This window comes from Chitinophaga sp. YR627 (assembly GCF_900114995.1).
Taxonomy (GTDB): Bacteria; Bacteroidota; Bacteroidia; order Chitinophagales; family Chitinophagaceae; genus Chitinophaga.
Genome location: NZ_FOUX01000002.1, coordinates 1,125,777 through 1,142,340, shown reverse-complemented (window position 1 = coordinate 1,142,340; position 16,564 = coordinate 1,125,777). Strand labels below are relative to the sequence as shown.

At 46.4% G+C, this 16,564-nt stretch carries 15 protein-coding genes; all 15 read left to right on the top strand.

Annotation, left to right across the window (positions count from 1 at the left end; genetic code table 11):
* Positions 1-4 precede the first annotated feature (4 nt).
* The 15 genes from BMZ72_RS13185 to BMZ72_RS13115 all read left to right on the top strand — a co-directional run bounded on the left by BMZ72_RS13185 (position 5) and on the right by BMZ72_RS13115 (position 16,562).
* Positions 5-1,072, top strand: coding sequence for a methyltransferase (locus BMZ72_RS13185; RefSeq protein WP_089808988.1), 1,068 nt, complete (start codon positions 5-7; stop codon positions 1,070-1,072).
* A 21-nt stretch (positions 1,073-1,093) separates the two neighbouring features.
* Complete coding sequence (locus BMZ72_RS13180; protein WP_089808986.1) at positions 1,094-2,341, top strand: NAD(P)/FAD-dependent oxidoreductase; 1,248 nt, start codon at positions 1,094-1,096, stop codon at positions 2,339-2,341.
* 37 nt (positions 2,342-2,378) lie between these two features.
* Entirely contained in the window at positions 2,379-2,954 is a 576-nt protein-coding gene (locus BMZ72_RS13175) for a hypothetical protein (protein ID WP_143087683.1), read from the top strand.
* A gap of 24 nt (positions 2,955-2,978) precedes the next feature.
* Positions 2,979-3,239, top strand: coding sequence for a phosphopantetheine-binding protein (locus BMZ72_RS13170; protein WP_012789537.1), 261 nt, complete (start codon positions 2,979-2,981; stop codon positions 3,237-3,239).
* A 68-nt stretch (positions 3,240-3,307) separates the two neighbouring features.
* Positions 3,308-4,453, top strand: a complete 1,146-nt coding sequence (locus BMZ72_RS13165; protein WP_255373193.1) for a beta-ketoacyl-[acyl-carrier-protein] synthase family protein — start codon at positions 3,308-3,310, stop codon at positions 4,451-4,453.
* A gap of 3 nt (positions 4,454-4,456) precedes the next feature.
* On the top strand, positions 4,457-5,521 hold the full coding sequence (locus BMZ72_RS13160; protein ID WP_255373192.1) for a beta-ketoacyl synthase N-terminal-like domain-containing protein: 1,065 nt from the start codon (positions 4,457-4,459) through the stop codon (positions 5,519-5,521).
* Positions 5,515-6,291 (top strand): polysaccharide deacetylase family protein, encoded by a 777-nt coding sequence (locus BMZ72_RS13155; RefSeq protein WP_089808979.1) that lies wholly within the window; start codon positions 5,515-5,517, stop codon positions 6,289-6,291. The genes BMZ72_RS13160 and BMZ72_RS13155 overlap by 7 nt, the downstream gene beginning before the upstream one ends.
* A complete protein-coding gene (locus tag BMZ72_RS13150) occupies positions 6,284-6,916 on the top strand; it encodes a flexirubin biosynthesis/transport protein LolA2 (protein WP_089808977.1) in 633 nt (210 codons plus the stop codon). Before BMZ72_RS13155 ends, BMZ72_RS13150 begins: the two co-directional genes overlap by 8 nt.
* Entirely contained in the window at positions 6,894-7,514 is a 621-nt protein-coding gene (locus tag BMZ72_RS13145; RefSeq protein WP_089808975.1) for a flexirubin biosynthesis protein LolB2, read from the top strand. The genes BMZ72_RS13150 and BMZ72_RS13145 overlap by 23 nt, the downstream gene beginning before the upstream one ends.
* Positions 7,511-7,885 carry an ApeI family dehydratase gene (locus tag BMZ72_RS13140; protein ID WP_089808973.1) on the top strand — a complete coding sequence of 125 codons (375 nt, stop codon included), beginning with the start codon at positions 7,511-7,513 and terminating at the stop codon, positions 7,883-7,885. The genes BMZ72_RS13145 and BMZ72_RS13140 overlap by 4 nt, the downstream gene beginning before the upstream one ends.
* Positions 7,885-9,090 (top strand): DUF2062 domain-containing protein, encoded by a 1,206-nt coding sequence (locus BMZ72_RS13135; RefSeq protein ID WP_089808971.1) that lies wholly within the window; start codon positions 7,885-7,887, stop codon positions 9,088-9,090. Before BMZ72_RS13140 ends, BMZ72_RS13135 begins: the two co-directional genes overlap by 1 nt.
* An 18-nt stretch (positions 9,091-9,108) precedes the next feature.
* Complete coding sequence (locus BMZ72_RS13130; RefSeq protein WP_089808969.1) at positions 9,109-12,984, top strand: trifunctional MMPL family transporter/lysophospholipid acyltransferase/class I SAM-dependent methyltransferase; 3,876 nt, start codon at positions 9,109-9,111, stop codon at positions 12,982-12,984.
* Entirely contained in the window at positions 12,974-14,479 is a 1,506-nt protein-coding gene (locus BMZ72_RS13125; protein WP_089808967.1) for a phytoene desaturase family protein, read from the top strand. The genes BMZ72_RS13130 and BMZ72_RS13125 overlap by 11 nt, the downstream gene beginning before the upstream one ends.
* A gap of 14 nt (positions 14,480-14,493) precedes the next feature.
* Complete coding sequence (locus tag BMZ72_RS13120) at positions 14,494-16,182, top strand: C45 family autoproteolytic acyltransferase/hydolase (protein ID WP_089808964.1); 1,689 nt, start codon at positions 14,494-14,496, stop codon at positions 16,180-16,182.
* Positions 16,183-16,184: 2 nt separating this feature from the next.
* Positions 16,185-16,562, top strand: coding sequence for a holo-ACP synthase (locus BMZ72_RS13115; protein WP_089808962.1), 378 nt, complete (start codon positions 16,185-16,187; stop codon positions 16,560-16,562).
* Positions 16,563-16,564 lie beyond the last annotated feature (2 nt).

Sequence of the window (16,564 nt, the reverse complement as noted above, 5' to 3'; positions counted from 1 at the left end):
CAGAATGGAGTTTTTTACTAAAGAGACGAAAACAGCACTACAGGCGCAGGAAGCAGCGTTAAGACTGGCCTTCGCACCAATAGCATTTCAGGCCACCCGCGCATTACGTGATATGGGTATCCTGCAGGCTATCAGTGACGCCGGACAAACAGGGCTGACCATCGAAGAGGTCCTTGAAAAAGTATCCATGTCCCGTTATGCTGTACGCGTATTGCTGGAAGCGGGTCTGGGTATCGAACTGCTGATCATCAAAGACAAAAAATACATTCTGACCAAGACAGGTTATTTTATCCTGCATGACAGACTGACCCGTATCAACATGGACTTTTCCCAGGATATCTGCTACCTCGGTATGAATCATCTGCAGGAAAGTCTGACAGAAGGAAAACCCGCAGGTCTGAAAGAACTGGGACCATGGGACACCATCTATCCGGGATTACCACTGCTGCCGCCTGAAATAGGCAAAAGCTGGTTCGACTTTGATCATTATTATTCCGATCTGGCATTCCCACAGGCATTGCCGATCGTATTTGAAAATAAACCCCGCAGACTGCTGGATATCGGTGGTAACACAGGTAAATGGACACTGGCCTGCACAGCCTATGATAAGGATGTACAGGTGACCATGTTTGACCTGCCTGGTGAGATCGCGATTGCAGCACAGCGGGCAAAAGACGCCGGCGTAGCCGACCGCGTTTCTTTCCATGAAGCGAACATCCTGGATGAAAGCCTGCCTTTCCCATCCGGATTTGATGCTATCTGGATGAGCCAGTTCCTGGACTGCTTCTCAGAAGAGCAGATCGTATCGATCCTGAAACGTTGCGGAGACGCGCTGACAGAAACAGGTACTATTTATATCCTGGAACCTTTCTGGAACAGACAGCGTTTTAAGGCAGCAGCTTTTTCGTTGCAGCAGACGTCGCTGTACTTTACCGCTATGGCTAACGGTAACAGCCAGATGTACCATACCGATGATTTCTTCAAATGTATTGATGATGCAGGCTTGCAGATCATTGAAGAAAATAACGAGATGGGGCTCAGCTATACACTGCTGAAGTGTAAGAAAAAATAATCCATGTAACACAACATATCCATGACTACAGAAAAGGTAGACGTATTAGTGATCGGTGCAGGCCCTGCAGGATCGGTGGCGGCATCCATTATTCATCAGGCGGGTTACTCCGTGAAGATTGTGGAAAAGCTGAAATTTCCGCGTTTTGTGATCGGGGAAAGTCTTTTACCCCGCAGTATGGAAGCGCTGGAAGAAGCAAAATTCATCGATGCGATCAAAGCGAAAGGCTTCCAGGAGAAGTTTGGGGCCAAGTTCGTAAAAGGTGATAAAGTGTGTGATTTTACCTTTAAGGAACAACATACCGAAGGCTGGAACTGGACCTGGCAGGTAACAAGAGCCGACTTTGACAAGACACTGGCGGATACGGTAGAATCAATGGGTGTGCCTGTAGCTTACGAAACGACCGTGACAGACATCCGCTTTAACGGATCGGATTCTGTAACGACCGTGGAGGATATAAATGGTAATAAAAGCGAGATAGAAGCGCGTTTCATTGTAGACGGCAGCGGATACGGCAGGGTGATCCCCCGTCTGTTCAATCTGGAGAAAAACTCTGTATTACAGCCGCGTAAAGCGCTGTTTGCACATACAGTAGACGAGCGTCGTTCCATGGCGGATGAACCCAACCGTATTACAGCGGTGGTGCATCAACCGGGCACCTGGATCTGGATCATTCCGTTCTCAACGGGTGTGACCTCTGTAGGTTTCGTGGGCGATCCGTCTTTCTTTGACAGTTTCCCTGGTACCCTGGAGGAAAAATACAGGGCGATGCTGGAAGCAGAACCATTTACCAGAGAGCGTTTCCGCGATGTGGAATTTGTGTTTGAACCACGTGTACTGGAGTCCTGGTCGGCGACTACTGACAAGTTCTATGGGGATGGGTTTGTATTGACCGGTAACGTAACCGAATTCCTGGATCCTATTTTCTCATCCGGCGTAACTTTGGCCTGTGTTTCTTCACAGACAGCAGCGAAGCTGGTGATCCGCAAACTGAAAGGAGAAGCGGTAGACTGGGACAAGGAATATATGGAGCCGACCATGCAGGGGGTGAATACTTTCCGCTCTTATGTAATGGCCTGGTATGATGGTACGCTGGATAAGATCTTCTTCTCTGAAGAGAAACGTCCGGATGTAAAGAACCAAATCTGCTCTGTATTGGCGGGATACGTATGGGATATGAGTAATCCTTTTGTGCAGAATCACGATACTGCACTGAAGCGACTGGCACGTACCATCGAATTAACAGGAATCTTAAAACAGAACAACTAGTTTGTATAACGGCGAGGCATATATAACGGGTAGTTGCGTGATCCGCAAGAACCAGGTGTACAGAGATGGTACATTGTTGTGGGAGGCGCCACAGGAACAGGAATTGCCTGAATTTCTCCGTGGAGGATACGATCATTTTTCCGGTCAGTATCCTAAGTTTCACAAAATGGACCCTTTGAGCAAACTGGGTTGGCTGGCAACGGAAGTACTGCTGAAAGAGCAGCCGCTGCATTATCCGGCTGATAAGGTTGGATTGGTACTGGCCAATAAAAGCGCCAGTCTCGATACCGATCTGCGCTACTTTGACACCGTAAAGGATATTGCCAGTCCGGCGTTATTTGTATATACACTGTCCAATATCGTCATGGGCGAGATCAGCATCCGTCATGGTTTCAAAGGGGAAAACGCCTTTTTTACCGCAGACGTTTTTGATGCAGATTTTATTACGGCTTATGTCAGTCAGTTATTTGCAGAAGAAGCCATTGTGGCCTGTATCTGTGGATGGGTGGAAGTGATGGGACCTGTGTACGATGTATTCCTGTACAGGGTAGAGCGCAGTGGTGGCAGCGTTGTATTCAATGCTGACAATCTGCAAAAAACAATTAGTATTTAAATCATTATAGCGTAATACATAATCATGGAAAATTTGATGGCGGCGCTGAAAGCCCAGATCGTAGAGCAACTGAACCTGCAGGAAGTAAAACCTGAAGAAATCGGAGATGACCAACCTTTGTTCAAGGATGGATTAGGACTGGACTCTATCGATGCACTGGAGATCATCGTATTGCTGCAACAGCAGTATGGCATCCGTATTGCCAATCCAGAACAGGGCCCGGAAATATTCTATTCCGTGCGTACGATCGCTGAATTCATTACCGCGCACCAAACCAGTAAATAATGCATAGTGATGTATGGATTGCCGGAGGCGGCGTTATTTGCGGTATAGGCAATAATCTGTCTGAATGCATGAACGCATTCAAACATATGGAGCCGGGTATGGCCCATATGGAGTATCTGCACTCCGTACACCGCCATACATTTCCGGTAGTGGAAGTGAAAGCTTCTAATGAAACACTGGCCGGATGGACCAAAATGCCTGATAAGATCAGCCGTACCGCATTGCTGAGCCGTGTAGCGGCAGAGGAAGCATGGCGCAGCACAGGACTGGGAGACATTCGCCAGTACCGTGTAGGGTTTGTTTCTGCCAATACAGTAGGCGGTATGGATAAAACAGAGGAGTTCTTCGCCGAATATCTGCAGGATAATTCCAAAGGCCATCTCAGTCAGGTAATACATCACGAATGTGGCGCTATTACCGAACTTGTGGCAGATGCCATGGGCATCCGTCATCATATATCGACGATCAGTACAGCCTGTTCCTCCGGCGCCAATGCGCTGATGTATGGAGCCAGGCTGATTAAAAATAACATGGTGGATGTGGTGATTGCTGGTGGTACCGATGCATTGACCCGTTTCACCCTGAATGGTTTTAATACCCTGATGATCCTGGACCAGGCAGCCTGCCGTCCTTTTGATGATACCCGTACAGGGTTAAATCTGGGAGAAGGCGCAGGTTATGTGGTATTGGTAAGTGATGCACTGGCGGCGGAAATGCCTGTAGGTAAGGCCCCCTGGTGCCGCTTGAGCGGATATGCGAACGCAAATGATGCTTATCATCAGACGGCCTCTTCTCCGGATGGTATCGGTAATTACCTGGCGATGCAGGGCGCAATGGAAATGAGTGGCATCAAACCGGCAGATATCAGTTACATCAATCTGCATGGTACTGGTACCCAGAATAATGATGTGGCGGAAGGATCGGCTATTGCCCGTCTGTTTGAGCCGCATTATCCACCGGTAAGCAGTACCAAATCCTTTACCGGTCATACGCTGGGCGCCAGTGGTGGTATTGAAGCGGTATTCTCCGCCTGGGCAGTGAAGGAAGGTATTCTCTATCCGAACGCTAACTTCAGTAAACAGATGAAAGAACTGCCGTTCGCGCCGGTAACACAATTCAGTACAGGACATCAGCTGCAACACGTCATGTCCAATTCTTTTGGTTTTGGCGGTAATTGTTCCAGTCTGGTATTTTCAAAAAGCGCGCAATCGTAAAATATGAACATCTATATACAAGGAACCGGTTGTGTATCACCGCAGGAAACTGCACAGGGCGGAGCATTTCCGGAAAATGTGCTTCCCTGGGAAGGTGCGCGTCTGAAAGCGAGCGAACCTGATTACAAACAGTGGATAGATGTGAAGCTGATACGTCGTATGAGTCGCGTGATCAAAATGGGCGTGGCTGCGGCACAGCTTAGTCTGCAGGAAGCAGGCATACAGCAACCCGATGCCATCATCACCGGTACCGCTTACGGTTGCCTGGATGATACAGGCGTGTTCCTGTCAAAAATGATCAATCAGCAGGAGGAGATGTTAACGCCAACAGCGTTTATCCAGTCCACACACAATACTGTAGCCGGACAGATCGCTTTAATGCTGGGCTGTCATGGCTATAACAACACATTTGTGCACAAAGGCTTTTCTTTTGAAAGCGCCCTGCTGGACGCACTGATGATCTTAAAGGAAGGCCGTTCAAAGAGCATTCTGACCGGTGCAATGGATGAGCTGACCAATCATAGTTTTAATATCCTTTCCCGTTTCGACCTGTATAAAAAAGAGTCTGTTACACCTGCATCCCTGTTACACAGCCAGACACATGGCACCGTAGCAGGAGAGGGAGCAGCCTGCTTTGTACTGGGAACCGAAAAAGGGACGAATACAAAGGCTAAACTGACCGGGGTGACCACATTGTACAAACCGGCAGGAAAAGCCGAAATAGCGGCTGATATAGCTGCTTTTCTGGCTGCGCATAATTGCAGTGAAGATGAAGTCAGTCTGGTAATCAGCGGTCGTAACGGCGATGCCAGCGGAGATGAATGGTATGAACACATGGAGAATAATGCACTGGCCGGCAAACCTGTCGCCTGCTTTAAACAGCTGTGTGGAGAATACCCTACTGCCGCTTCTTTTGGCATGTGGCTGGGCGCAAAAGTGATTGCAGAACAACGGGTAGCCGAGGCTGCCCTATTCAGGGGAACTACGCCAACGGAGATAAAGAAAGTGTTGATCTACAATCATTACAAACAAACACATCACTCGCTGATCCTGTTAACTGCATGCTAACACACCGTACTGCAAATATCGGCCTGTTCGTGCTGCTGGCAGTTGCACTGCTGGTACACAATCTCTGGCTGACATTGCCCTGGTGGTTGTTCCTGTTACTGCCTGTCCCTTATGTGGCGGCACTGGTATGGGGAGCATGTAATATAGGATCTGATTTTTACGTTCCGGTGGTATGTGCCGCTGATACGAAGGAAAAGAAGATCGCGATCACGTTTGATGACGGGCCGCTGGAGGCATATACACCTGTTATCCTCGATATACTCAGACAGGAGGAGGTAACAGCTGCTTTCTTTTGTATCGGGGACCGCATAGGGGGAAGAGAGGCTTTATTGCGTCGTATAGATACAGAGGGACATGTTATCGGTAATCATAGTTTTTCCCACCATTTCTGGTTTGATATGTTTGGTCCGGCAAAGATGCTGACAGAACTACAGCAAATGGATATTACGGTGGAAAATATCACCGGCAAACGTCCTCGCTTGTTTCGTCCGCCATATGGCGTAACCAATCCAAATCTGGCTAAAGCGATCAGACGGGGTGCATACACTCCTATCGGCTGGAATATCCGCTCGCTGGATACGGTGGCAAAAGATAAGGAAGAACTGTTCAGCAGAATAAAAAAAGGCATCCGTCCCGGAGCAGTATTGCTGATGCATGACTCGATGGAAGTAACCGCACAGGTACTGCCGGAGTTAATACAGCACCTGAAGAAAGAAGGATATACCATAGAACGAATTGACAAATTGTTAAACATACCCGCTTATGCGTAGATGGCTTTTGATATTGGGTTGTATCGTGAGCGCTCTCCCGATGATGGCGCAGACCGGCTTTAAACCGGTGGCTGACGTAGCCGCTTTCAAACAACAGTTTGCAAAGGCTTCACAGGCGACACAGTCCATACAGTGTGATTTTGTGCAGGAAAAGAACCTCAGCATGCTGGCTGATAAGATCACTTCCAAAGGGAAGTTCTGGTTCAAGAAGGAAAATAAAGTGCGTATGGAATATGCACAGCCTTCCTATTACCTGTTAGTGATGAACGGGAAAGATATCAAGGTGAAAGATGGACAGAAAGAGAACCGTGTTTCTACTAAAGGCAACAAACTGTTTGAACAGATCAATAAGATCACTATTGACTGTGTACAGGGAAATATTGTGAATAACGCGGACTTCAACACCCGTGTCCTGGAAAACGGACAATCCTATCTGCTGGAGATGACACCGGTGAATAAGGCCTTGTCCCAGTATTTCAAGTCTATTCACCTGCTGGTGGACAAGAAGGATTATTCTGTATCAAAGATTGAAATGTATGAAGCCGGCGGGGATGATACCAGCATCAGTTTTCTGCATAAACAAATGAATGTAAATATTGCTGATGCGGTCTTTGCTGTTAAATAGTATCCTGCTGACCGGCCTCTTGTCTGGTTGTTCTTCTGCATATAAAAATCTGCAGCAGACCAATGCTGATGTACAGTGTATCACAAAGTTCCGTCCGGAGTTTACCAATACGTTATACGGTACGCAGGTAGATGTGTTAAAACATCACCTTAGCGGGCTGCTCTTCTTTAAGCAGATGCCCGACAGTAGTTTAAGAGTAGTATTTGCGAACGAGATGGGCTTTAAGTTTTTTGATTTTGAGTTCACGAAAGATGGCGGTTTTGTAAAGCATTATATGCTGGACAAAATGGATAAAAAAGCAGTTGTAAAGACCCTGCGCGGCGATTTTGAACTGGTGCTGCTGCGTCCTGATCTTAGCAGGGCAACCGTGAAACAGGACAGTAATTATCACTATGTCGTAGTGCCTACGGAAAAAGGGAATAACTATTACATTACAGATACTGCCTGTCAGCAGCTGGAAAGGATTGAAAAATCATCTAAGCGCAAGCCGGTGGTAAAAGCGTGGCTGACTCATTATACAGCTGGGGTGCCGGATACGATCAATATCCGTCATCAGGGTTTTAAATTTAATATTTCACTACAACGTGTACAGAAATGATGTTAGCAGGAAAATTATATACAATTGAGCAGGCGCACATGGCAGAAGGTGAGGAGGCCAGTACTTATCAGCTGTTATGGAATGCTGCACATCCCATATTTCAAGGTCACTTTCCTGGCCGTCCTGTAGTACCGGGTGTTTGCATGATGCAAACTGTTCAGGAACTGCTTGAATTGATGTTACAGCACAAAGTAGTACTGAAGAAGGCTGCCAATATGAAGTTCCTGAATATGATCGATCCAAATACACATCCGCTTGTGGTAACGCAAGTTCAGTACAAATTGCAGGAAGGTGAAATAAACGTGACCGCTTCCCTGAAATACGAAGCGCTCACTTTTATGAAATTCCAGGGAACATTTGTTAAAGCATAATGACCGATACCGCAAAATATAACGATCAGTTCACTGCTCAGAAAGCAGCCGTACTGGTGCCGACCTACAACAATGCCAAAACGCTGGAATCCGTTATAAGAGATGTACTTTCTTATACATCCCATGTCATTGTAGTAAATGATGGTAGTACCGACGAGACTGCCGATATTCTGGATACTTTTCCTCAGATACAGCGTGTGGATTATACGCCTAACAGAGGAAAGGGGATCGCCTTGCGCCGTGGTTTCCGCTATGCTGTTGAACAGGGCTATGATTATGTGATCACGATAGATGCTGACGGACAACACTTCGCATCTGACCTGCCGGTAATGCTGGAAAAACTGGAAACAGAACGGAAAGCAATTGTGATCGGTGCCCGTAATCTGCAGCAGGAAAACATGCCGGGCAAGAATACCTTCGCCAATAAATTTTCCAACTTCTGGTTCTATGTGGAAACAGGACTGAAAGGACCGGATACACAATCCGGCTATCGCCTGTATCCGGTGTATGCTATGCGCAATATGCGCTTCTGGTGTACCAAATATGAGTTCGAAATAGAGGTGCTGGTCAGAAGCGCCTGGAAGGGTATTAAAATAGACTGGGCGCCGATAAAAGTATATTATCCGCCGGCAGAAGAAAGGGTCTCTCATTTTCGTCCTTTCCGCGATTTTTCCCGTATCAGCGTGTTAAATACGGTGCTGGTAACAATCGCTTTTCTGTATATCAAACCAAGGGATTTCTTCCGTTATCTGATGAAGGCGGAGAACTGGCGCAGTATGTGGTACGACCATGTACTGAACAAGGAAGAGTCTAATTTCAGAAAAGCTATATCGATTGGGTTTGGCGTATTTATGGGCATTATACCTATCTGGGGTTTCCAGATGGTGACCGCTATGGCGCTGGCAGTTTTGTTCAAACTGAACAAAGCGCTGGTGTTTATGTCGTGTCATGTAAGTCTGCCGCCAATGATCCCATTTGTGATCTTCGCCAGTTTTGCTACGGGAAGGATCTGGGTGAAAGATGGAAGTTTGTTGCTGCCTTTCAGCACGAATTTATCACTGGATATGATCAAAGAGAATTTATTTCAATATTTAACAGGAGCCTGTACGCTGGCAGTCGCAGCTGGTATACTGGTGACGCTGATCGTATATGTGCTGCTGGCCATTTTCCGGAACGATCCGGCCAGGCAGCGAGAGGTACGTTAGTATTCGGTATTAAGTAATATGGGTAAGTTATTTGTAAGCATATATGATTTCTTTAACCGGCATAAGGCCTGGCTGTGGATCTGTACGATCGTGAGTTTTGCCCTGGCTGGATTCTTTGCTTCCCGCATCGAGCTGGAAGAAGATATAACCCGTATTCTTCCGAAAGATAAAGCCCTGGATAAACTGCAGCAGGTCTTTAACGACTCGCGTTTTGCAGATAAACTGGTGGTGATCATTTCCCAGAAAGATACCACACAGGGGCCGCAACCGGATAGCCTGACCGCTTTCGCACAGACGTTCACTGACACTGTCAATGCGAAATATGCGGACCATATCAGATACTTTCAGTCCAGAGTAGAAGATAATACTGTTCTTGATCTGATGCAGGTGATTCAGCAACACCTGCCTGTATTCCTGGAAGAAAAAGATTACCGGCAGATCGATTCCCTGATCATGCCCGACAGGTTACAGCAGACGCTGGAAAACAATTACCATACACTTATTTCTCCTGCAGGGCTTGTCGTAAAGAAAGTCATTGCAGCTGATCCGGTAGGCATGTCCTGGCTGGGTATCAAAAAGCTGCAACACCTGCAATATGATGAACAGTTTGAACTGTACGATGGCTTTGTCATGAGCAAAGACCAGCGGCACTTATTGCTGTTCATTACACCTGCTAATCCACCCAGCGCAACGGCTAAGAACCAGGCATTGCTGAATGGATTACAGCAGGAAATAAATAACCTGCAACAGTATTCTGCCAATACAACGGCATTCTACTTCGGTGCAGCAGCTGTTTCCGCAGGAAACGCCACACAGATCAAACAGGATTCCTTCCTGACCTTGGGTATTACTATTACCCTGCTGGTCGTGCTGATCGCTTTCTTCTTCCGCAGAAAACGTGCTCCACTGGTGATCATGTTGCCGGTTGCATTTGGCGGACTGTTCTCCATCGCGATCATTGCACTGACACAACATAGTATTTCCGGTATAGCGCTGGGCGTAGGAGCAGCGGTATTGGGTATTGCTGTTAACTATTCCCTGCACATCTTCAATCATCATCGTCATTCTCCCGATATCCGTGAAGTGATCCGTGATCTGGCGGAACCGATGACGATCGGTAGTTTCACAACTGTAGGCGGGTTTCTTTGTCTGCAGTTTGTACATTCTCCTATGCTGCGGGATGTAGGAATGTTCGCTGCCTATAGTCTGATAGGTGCTGCGTTATTTTCCCTGATATTCCTGCCTCACTGGATCGTATTGGGTCGTCAGTCAGTACAAAAGGATGCACATGCGCATACCTGGCTGGATAAACTGGCGGAATACAGACCTGAAAAGAATAAAGCACTGGTGATCGTTATCCTCGTGCTCACAGTGTTTTTCTTCTTTACCTCCGGTAAAGTGGGTTTTGAAAGCGATATGATGCGCATGAACTTCATGCGGCCCGAACTGAAAGCAGCGGAAACGAAGTTTAATCAGATCAATGCCTATACTGCACAATCTGTTTACCTGGTGACGGATGGCAAAGACCTTGAAGATGCATTGCAGAACAGTGAGCAATTGCAGGTACGCGTACATCAGTTACAGCAACAGGGTGTGATCAAAAAATATGCAGGTGTCAATACCTTACTGTTCTCCAAACAGGAACAACAACAGCGGATACAACGCTGGAATAATTACTGGACACCTGAAAAGAAACAATTACTGATCAATTATCTGCAACAGCACGGACCGGCAGTTGGCTACAAGCTGGCCGCTTTCGGACCTTTTGAACAGTGGTTACAGCAGGACTTTACGGTCATCCCTGAGGAAGATCTACAGTCCTTGCGTGCAGGTAATCTGGGAGACTTTATCACAGAAAAGAAAGGCAGTGTCTCACTGGTGACTTTACTGAAAATAGATCCGGCGCAGAAAGAAGCTGTGTACAAGGCTTTCGGAGAATTGGAACATACCACCATCTTTGATAAACAATATGTAGCGAATCGACTGGCTGTCGTGATCCGTGATGAATTCAACAGCATTGCCTGGATGACCTCATTGCTGGTATTTGTAGCCCTGCTGATATCTTATGGCCGTATAGAACTGGCGCTGATCACGTTTATTCCCATGCTTATCAGTTGGGTGTGGATATTAGGGATCATGGGATTGTTCGGTATCAAATTCAATATTGTTAACATCATTCTCAGCACATTCATTTTTGGTTTGGGTGATGATTACAGCATCTTTACAATGGATGGTCTGATGCAGGAATATAAATATGGGAAGAAAGAGAATCTGGCTTCTTTCCGCTCCTCTATCTTCTTATCGGCACTGACAACAATACTGGGTATTGGTGTGATGATATTCGCACAGCATCCATCGCTGAAGTCCGTAGCGATGATCTCTATCATTGGTATCAGTTGCGTGGTGCTGACTTCCCAGGTATTGATCCCCTTATTATTCAACTGGCTGATCACAAACCGCGTGCGTAAAGGAAGGGCTCCCTGGACCTTACATGGCTGGGTGAAGTCAGTATTCTCCTTTACTTATTTCACGACAGGGTGCCTGGTATTAACTGTGATTGGCTGGGTATTGGTGAAGTTCAATCCGTTTAAGAAAAAAGAAAAAGCGAAATATCTCTATCATCGTATTTTATCTGCTTACACCCGGTCCGTGATATACATCATGGGCAATGTGAAAAAGAAGATCATCAATCCGCTGGGAGAACAACTGGATACACCTGCGGTGATCATCAGCAATCACCAGTCATTCCTGGATATACTGATATCTACCATGCTGCATCCGAAGGTGATACTGCTGACAAGTGAATGGGTGTGGAATTCACCGGTATTTGGGGCAGTAGTGCGTATGGGTGATTATTATCCGGTGGCAGAAGGTGCTGAAGGCAGCATCGAAAAGCTGCGGAAAAAAGTAGAAGAAGGATATTCCATCGTAGTATATCCTGAAGGCACCCGCTCCACAGATGCCAGTGTAAAACGTTTCCACAAGGGCGCGTTTTATATAGCAGAACAGCTGGGACTGGATATCCTGCCGATCGTGTTGCATGGTACTGCCTATACAATGAGCAAGAATGACTTCCTCTTGAAAGATGGTACCATTACGATTAAATACCTGCCAAGGATCAAAGCGGGTGATAGCAGCTGGGGTGAGGGATATGCCGCACGTACCAAACAGATCAGCCGTTATTTCAAAGCTGAATATGAACAACTGCGTCGTGATACTGAAGTACCTGCCTATTTCCGTGAACAGCTGATCTACAGTTATATCTACAAAGGCCCGGTACTGGAATGGTACATGCGTATCAAAACAAAACTGGAGGGTAACTATGCCCTGTTTGATCAGTTGTTACCGAGGAAAGGACGGATTCTTGATATTGGTTGCGGATATGGCTTTATGAGCTATATGTTACACTGGTTATCCGCAGAAAGAGAAATAAAAGGACTGGACTACGACGAAGAGAAAATTACGACCGCGCAACATTGTTACCTGCGGAATGAGCAGATAAGTTTTGAACATGCAGATATTACCAATTATGCTTTTGAAAAGTACGATGCTTTTGTGATCCTTGATGTGCTGCATTATCTGCAGCCGGCAGAGCAGGAAAAGGTGCTTTCAGCCTGTATCAGTCAGCTGAATGAAGGCGGCGTTATCATTGTACGCGATGGCGACGCCGATCTGAAAGAGAGACATGAAGGTACTAAGCTGACGGAGTTATTTTCTACAAAGCTGATCGGCTTTAATAAAACTAAAGATAAACCCTTGTCTTTCTTTTCATCTTCCCGGATCAGGGAAATCGTTACTGCCAATGGTGCAGTAATGGAACAGATAGACAATACGAAGTATACCTCAAACGTAATTTTCATCATCAAAAAGTTATCCCCTGTACATGCAGTATGATGTAGTCATAATAGGAAGCGGGCTGGGAAGCCTTGTTTGCGGAGCTATTCTCAGTAAGAATGGTTACCGTGTCTGTATCTATGAAAAGAACAGACAAATAGGCGGTTGTTTGCAGACCTTTTCGCGCGACAAAGCTATTATCGATTCAGGCGTACATTATGTAGGAGGTTTGGAGGATGGACAGACGCTGAATCAGGTATTCCGTTATCTGGGGATCATGGATACGATGAAACTGAAACGGATGGAGATGGATGGTTTTGATCATATTCATTTCGGAGAAGAACAGAAAGTGTATAAGCTGGCCCAGGGCTATGATAATTTTGCCCGCCAGTTATTAACAGACTTTCCTGGTGAAAAAGAAGCTTTACAGGCTTATTGTGACAAGATGCAGGAAGTATGTGGTAAGTTCCCGCTGTTTAACCTGCGGATGGGAGATTACCGGGAGAAAGAGAGTGTGATGAAGCTGGATACCTATGACTTCCTTCGCAGTATCACCGATAATGAGCGTTTGCGCCAGGTGCTGGCGGGTAATAACCTGTTATATGCCGGAGAACAGGGAAAAACACCGTTCTATGTGCATGCCCTGGTACAACACAGTTATATTGAAAGTTCCTGGAAATGTGTGGATGGAGGTTCACAGATCTCCCGTGCTTTAAATAAGATCATCAAAGAGAATGGCGGCGCGATCATCCGCAATACGGAAGTAAAACGTATCGTCGAATTTGACGGTAAGGTGGATCATGTCGTGCTGGATAATGGGGAAGAGGTGAGCGCACGGCATTACATTTCAGGATTACATCCGTCTGTTACCATGCAGATGACGGAAAGTGTCAGTCTGCGTAATGCATACCGTACCAGACTACAAAGCCTGGAAAACACACCTGGTACATTCATGCTGAATGTCGTACTGAAACCAGGTACATTCAGGTATCAAAACTATAACTACTACCATCACGCGTCGGACAATGCGTGGGATGGCGTAAACTATACAGCTGACAACTGGCCTAATACCTATGCTTTATTCGTAGCGGCAGGTACAGGCAGGGAGGAATATGCAGATAATCTGTCTATCATGACCTATATGCGCTATGAAGATGTAGCAGCATGGCATGATACCTTTAATACGGATTCCTGCCCGGATGAAAGAAATGCTGACTATCAGGCATTTAAAAATGAAAAGTCAGAGAAACTGCTGGATTTGGTGGAAAAGCAATATCCGGGTCTGCGGAACTGTATACATGCTTACTACGCCTCTACGCCGCTGACTTACAGGGATTACCTGGCGATGCCGGAGGGAAGTATGTACGGGGTGGCTAAAGATGCCAATGATCCTTTAAAAACAGTTATTTCCGCTGCCACTCGTCTACCCAATTTGTATCTTACCGGGCAAAATCTGAACTTGCATGGAATTTTGGGCGTAACGATGACGGCAGTGGTGACAAGTTCGGTACTGCTGGGCATGGAAAAGCTGATAAACGATATTAACGCAGCATAAATACAAACTGAGAGATGGCACTGAAAAGGGGAAAAAAACGGAGCGGATGGCGTAAACTGGGAAGGGCGCTGTTATACATTACCGGCACGATCCTACTGTTAATTATCATATTGGTGGTCTATGTGATGAGTGTATCGCATATTGATCCGCCGGAGATAGCAGATAAATCATCCCTGCAATGGGAGCGTAAAGCACTGGATAGTAGCAGCTATACACTGGGTAACAGCTGGTTCCGTAAGAGTGAGAGTGGCCTTTATGAGCTATATGTAGAGGGTAAGCCATTTGAAAGGGGCGTTGTGGAAGGTAAACTGACTGCCGAACTGGTAAAACGCCAGGAGGACCATTTTACCGATCAGATCAAAAAAATGATCCCTTCACAGTCTTACCTGAAATTCCTGCGCTACTTCGTTGGTTTCTTCAACAGAAATCTCGCTGATAATATTGCTGAAGAAAATAAAGAAGAGATCTATGGGATCTCTTTTTCCGCTTCAGATAAGTACGATTTCATCGGTACCAACTATGAGCGTCTGCTCAACTACCATGCGGCGCATGACATCGGGCATGCTTTACAGAATATGGCGCTGGTAGCCTGTACCTCTTTCGGTACCTGGGATGGGGCTTCTGCAGACAGCAACCTGATCATCGGCCGTAACTTCGATTTTTATGTAGGAGACAAATTCGCAGAAGATAAGATCGTCGCTTTCTATCATCCGGAGAAAGGTTACCGCTTTATGATGGTGACCTGGGGAGGTTTTACAGGTGTTGCTTCCGGTATGAACGAAAAAGGACTGACAGTAACCATCAATGCGGATAAGAGCGATATTCCTACCGGTTCGGCTACGCCGGTATCGCTGGTAGCAAGAGAGATTCTGCAGTATGCAAAAACGATCGATGAGGCCTGGACCATTGCTAATAAGCATAAGATGTTCGTATCAGAGTCTTTCCTGGTAGGTTCCGCAGAAGATAACCGTGCGGCTATCATAGAAAAGACGCCTGAGAAAATGGATATGTACGATCCGAAAGATCAGTTCATCACCTGTACCAATCACTTCCAGGGTACTGGTCTGGCGGCGGAAGACAAGAATATCAAACAGCGTGAGGAAACAGCCTCCGGCTACCGCTTTAATCGTTTATCGCAGTTACTGAAACAGAAAGGTCCGAACACCGTACAGAAAACGGTGGATATCCTTCGCGACCGTGCTGGTATGGGCGGAAGGAATATCGGTATGGGGAATGAAAGAGCGATCAATCAGTTTATCGCCCATCACTCGATCGTATTCGAACCGAAAAAGAAAATGGTATGGGTGTCTACAGCACCCTGGCAGCTGGGTAAGTTTGTGGCCTACAACCTGGATTCTATCTTTAGTATGAAGGGCCTGCAATATGATCATGAGGTGTATGACAGCACACAGACGATCGCAGCCGATCCTTTCCTGCAAACACAGGACTACCAGGCATTTGTAGCCTTCCGTAAGATCAAGACCGATATTATGGATGGTAAGGACGCGGATGTGCAGCAACTGATCAGCCTCAATCCGGAATACTATCATGCTTACGTGCTGGCGGGAGATTATATGTTCAAAAGGAAAGATTATACCGGAGCAACAGCTTATTATAAAAAAGCACTGACAAAAGTAATAGCGACGAAAGGAGAGGAAGATCACATCCGCAAACAGCTTGAAAAATGCGCTAAAAGCAAATAATCATGATTTACGGAATCGGTACCGACATTGTTGAAGTAGACCGCATTGCGGTGAAGATAGAGAAGGGAAAAGGATTCCGTGACCTGGTATTTACAGCGAAAGAAATAGCTTATTGTGAGCAGCAGGTGCATCCTGCACAGCACTATGCGGCCCGTTTTGCCGCCAAAGAAGCTTTTCTCAAGGCAATGGGAACAGGCTGGGGGCATGGGAAGATCAACTTCAACGAGATAGAGATTGTCAATAACGAGCACGGAAAACCTTTACTACAACTGACCGGTACGGCAGTTGCCAGTTATAGTGAATTACAGATTAAACAGATACATGTCTCTCTATCACATGTAAAAGCGACGGCTGTCGCAATGGTGCTGATAGAGGTCTGAAA